Below are 3141 nucleotides of genomic sequence, written 5' to 3' on the forward strand. Positions count from 1 at the left end.
CACGGGGCGGCGGTGCGCCATCCAGCGGCTGTGCGGATCGGGATCGTCGGCAGGGGCGACGGCGTAGGCATCGCCGGCCACTTCGACCAGCGCCACCAACTCCCCGCCACGTTTGATGGCAACAATATCGCCCGCCTGCATGGTTTCGCAAAACGCGCGGATTGCCGCCGCGCCCTGCGGCCATTCGCCCAGACCGATCATGCCGCGTGTCAGGATGTCCGCCAGATGCGGCGCAAACTCGGCGGCTTGTCCGCCGGGGTGGATTTGCATATGCCAGTAGTTCATGGTTTTGCCTTTGGCTTGGGGCAGCCTGAAAAAAGGGGTTTTCAGACGGCCTCATGGTTTTCATTTCGTCGGAGTTTTCGGCTTTCAGGCTGCCTTTGCGGCTGTCTGAAACTTGTCGGACTGCTGCGTCCCTCTCCCGCTTGCGGGGGAGGGTGGGGGCTGGTGCCGTTACGGTAACTTTATGTGCAGGTGGCACAACGCAGTTCTGCGAACTGCCACCCCCACCCCGACCCTCCCCCGCGCTTGGGGTGTACATTGGGCGCAGAGGAGGGAGTAAGGTGCACGGCGGGATTTTTGATTTCAGACGGCCTTTCGGGTTTGAAAACCACGTTTTCATTCCGTTTAAACTTCGCTTTCAGACGGCCTTTCGGATTTCAGGCCGATTTGAGGCCGTCTGAAAACCCTGTTTTGCAGGCTTTCAGACGGCCTCCCCCTTTCACTCCCGCCCTGCAGCCGGTACTCATACAAAGCCGCGCCGAGGGCTTCGACTGCGGCGCGTACGCGGGCGGGTTGTTCGCGGTTGAGGGTAACGAGGTAAATCGGGATTTTCGGCAGCGTCCATTGCGGCAGGATTTCGATTAGGCGGCCTTGGGCGAATTCGCCGTCAAACTCGGCGCGGGCGCGCACGGCGATGCCGAAGCCTTTGAGCAAAAGTTCTTTGGATAACAATCCGTTGTTGCACAGCATTCGGGCTTTGGGGGCGATGCGGACGCTGCCTTGTGCGGCATGGGTAAACACGTATTCGGCGGGCGCGGCATCTATCCATTGCTGGGCGGGCAGGTCTTGCGGCGTACGGATGGCGGGTGCGGCGGCGAGATAGTCGGGGCTGGCGCAGAGTACGCTTTCGGTTTCCAAGAGTTTGCGGGCGATGAGCTGCGGGTCGTTGAGGGCGTGTGCGCCGCCGCGTATGGCGATGTCGATCTGCTGGCGGTAGAGGTTGCTGAAGTTGTCGTCCACGTGCCATTCGACGGTGAGCGCGGGGTGTTGCGCGAGCAGGTTTTTCAGGCTGTCAGCAATCGGCAGCGCGCTTACGGAAGTGAAGCTGGCGATACGCAACGTGCCTTCGATTTCGGTTTTCTGCTGCTCCAAAATCCGATGGGCGCGCTCTGCGCCGTGCAGCATTTGCAGGCAGGCTTGGTAAAAGGCTTCGCCGGCGTTGGTGGGCGAGAGGCTGCGCGTGGTGCGGTTGAGCAGCTTGATGCCGTGCTGCTGTTCGATCTTGGACACGGCAAGGCTGACGGTGGACACGGTCAGACCCAAGGCTTTTGCCGCCTGCTGCATGGACTGGTGTTTGATGACTTCGGCGAATATCGCCATGGCGCGGAAATCGTGCATATCGGTTTTCTCTAATGTTTTTTAAATGCCGCTATTCCTGAGCAGGCGGGAATCTTGGTTGGCATTCGGCTATTTCTGATAGAACAATCGGCCGGTTAAAGGGTAGAAAAGATTCCCGCCTGCGCGGGAATGACGGCATTTAGGAAGTTGGCTTGCTAAGCATTCAGGCCACCTGGAACCCCGATTATTTGAAACAATCAAAAAGTCTTTTCATCATTATGCGGTTTTTCTCTGTCAATAGCCAGCCTACAATGCAGCCATTCCCTTTCGGGCAACTGATTTTAAGGAGCAGCAAATGGAAAAAACCGTGCCGCAACATCTGCAAAACCATCGCGGTTTCGCCCGCGCCTTCCGCCCGGGCAGGCTCACGCTGGGCATTATTTCGCCGTTTATGGGCTACGCCGATTCGCCCTTTCCCGACATGAGCGACTTCACCGCGCTGGTGAAACAGGCCGACAACAGCGGGCTGGGTGCGCTGTGGGTGCGCGACGTGCCGTTTTACGACCCCAATTTCGGCGACGCGGGGCAAATGTACGACATCACCGCCACGCTGGGTTATCTCGCCGCGCTCACCGAACACATCACCATCGGCTCGGCGGGCTACGTTTCGCCGCTGCGCGAGCCGATACTCACCGCCAAAGAAGCCGCCTCCGTCGACCAGATGAGCGGCGGGCGTTTTGTGTTGGGTCTGGCAGGCGGCGACCGCCCCAGCGAATACCCCGCCTTTGCCAAAGAGTTTGACAACCGCGCCGAGCGTTTCCAAGAAAACTGGCAAACCATCCGCCGCCTCACCGAGCAGAGCTTCCCGTGCTTCGACACCGCACACGGCGGCCGCTTTTACGGCAATTTGGATTTAACCCCCAAGCCGACCCAATCGCGCCTGCCGATGATGACCGTCGGCCGCGCGCGGCAGGATTTGCGCTGGATTGCCAACGAATCCGACGGCTGGCTGTGGTATTCCGCCGACCTGCCGCACCTGAAAAAACTCTTGGCGGAACTCGATGCGTTGAACGAAAGCGGCATCTGGCGGCCGTTTGGCACGTGCAACTTCGTCGAGCTTTTGGAAGACGCAGACGCGCCGCTGCAAGTGTTCAACGGCATCTACCTGCGCGGTGGTCATAAAGCCATTGCCGACTTTTACGCGCAGCAGCAGGAAATCGGCGTCTCGCACATCGTCGCCAATCTCAAACCCACCCGCCGCCCGCCGCTGGAAACCATGCAGGACTTTTTGGAAAACATCGTGTCGCAGTTTGATGCGGGCAAATAAAACTGAAGGCCGTCTGAAAACCCCAAACAGGGTTTTCAGACGGCCTTTTTGATTTTTCAGACGGCCTCCCGCCCTTCCCGCGTTGATGCCTGTGCAGACACGGATAACGCCGCTTCGGCAGATTGGCGGAGCAACGCTTTCAGGCTGCCTGTACGCGGTGATGCCAGTCGCGGATGATTTGGCTGGTGGCGGTTTGCATATCGGCGCAGCGCACCAGCGTGCCGCGGTTGTGCGGGATGCGCGCGCTGCCGTCT

General features: G+C 59.5%; 3 protein-coding genes. 1 reads left to right on the forward strand and 2 read right to left on the reverse strand.

Going from position 1 to position 3141, the window contains the following annotated elements; all coding sequences use genetic code 11:
* The coding region (locus MB824_RS06965) for a pyruvate kinase (RefSeq protein WP_238747526.1) at positions 1 to 285 on the reverse strand (285 nt) is incomplete at its 3' end.
* 342 nt (positions 286 to 627) lie between these two features.
* The gene (locus tag MB824_RS06970; protein ID WP_238747528.1) at positions 628 to 1620 is read right to left on the reverse strand and encodes a LysR family transcriptional regulator; all 993 of its coding nucleotides are present in this window, start codon (positions 1618 to 1620) and stop codon (positions 628 to 630) included.
* Between the two features lie 295 nt (positions 1621 to 1915).
* Here MB824_RS06970 and MB824_RS06975 point away from each other — a divergent pair, with 295 nt between their 5' ends.
* Positions 1916 to 2887, forward strand: coding sequence for a TIGR03571 family LLM class oxidoreductase (locus MB824_RS06975; RefSeq protein WP_238747530.1), 972 nt, complete (start codon positions 1916 to 1918; stop codon positions 2885 to 2887).
* Positions 2888 to 3141: the final 254 nt, after the last annotated feature.

The organism is Kingella pumchi (assembly GCF_022288825.1).
GTDB classification, from domain to species: Bacteria; Pseudomonadota; Gammaproteobacteria; order Burkholderiales; family Neisseriaceae; genus Kingella_D; species Kingella_D pumchi.

What these genes read in the sequence shown, in the direction of transcription:
- MB824_RS06970 (WP_238747528.1), bottom strand. Translation starts at nt 1,620, where the DNA reads ATGCACGATTTCCGCGCCATGGCGATATTCGCCGAAGTCATCAAACAC.
- MB824_RS06975 (WP_238747530.1), top strand. Translation starts at nt 1,916, where the DNA reads ATGGAAAAAACCGTGCCGCAACATCTGCAAAACCATCGCGGTTTCGCC.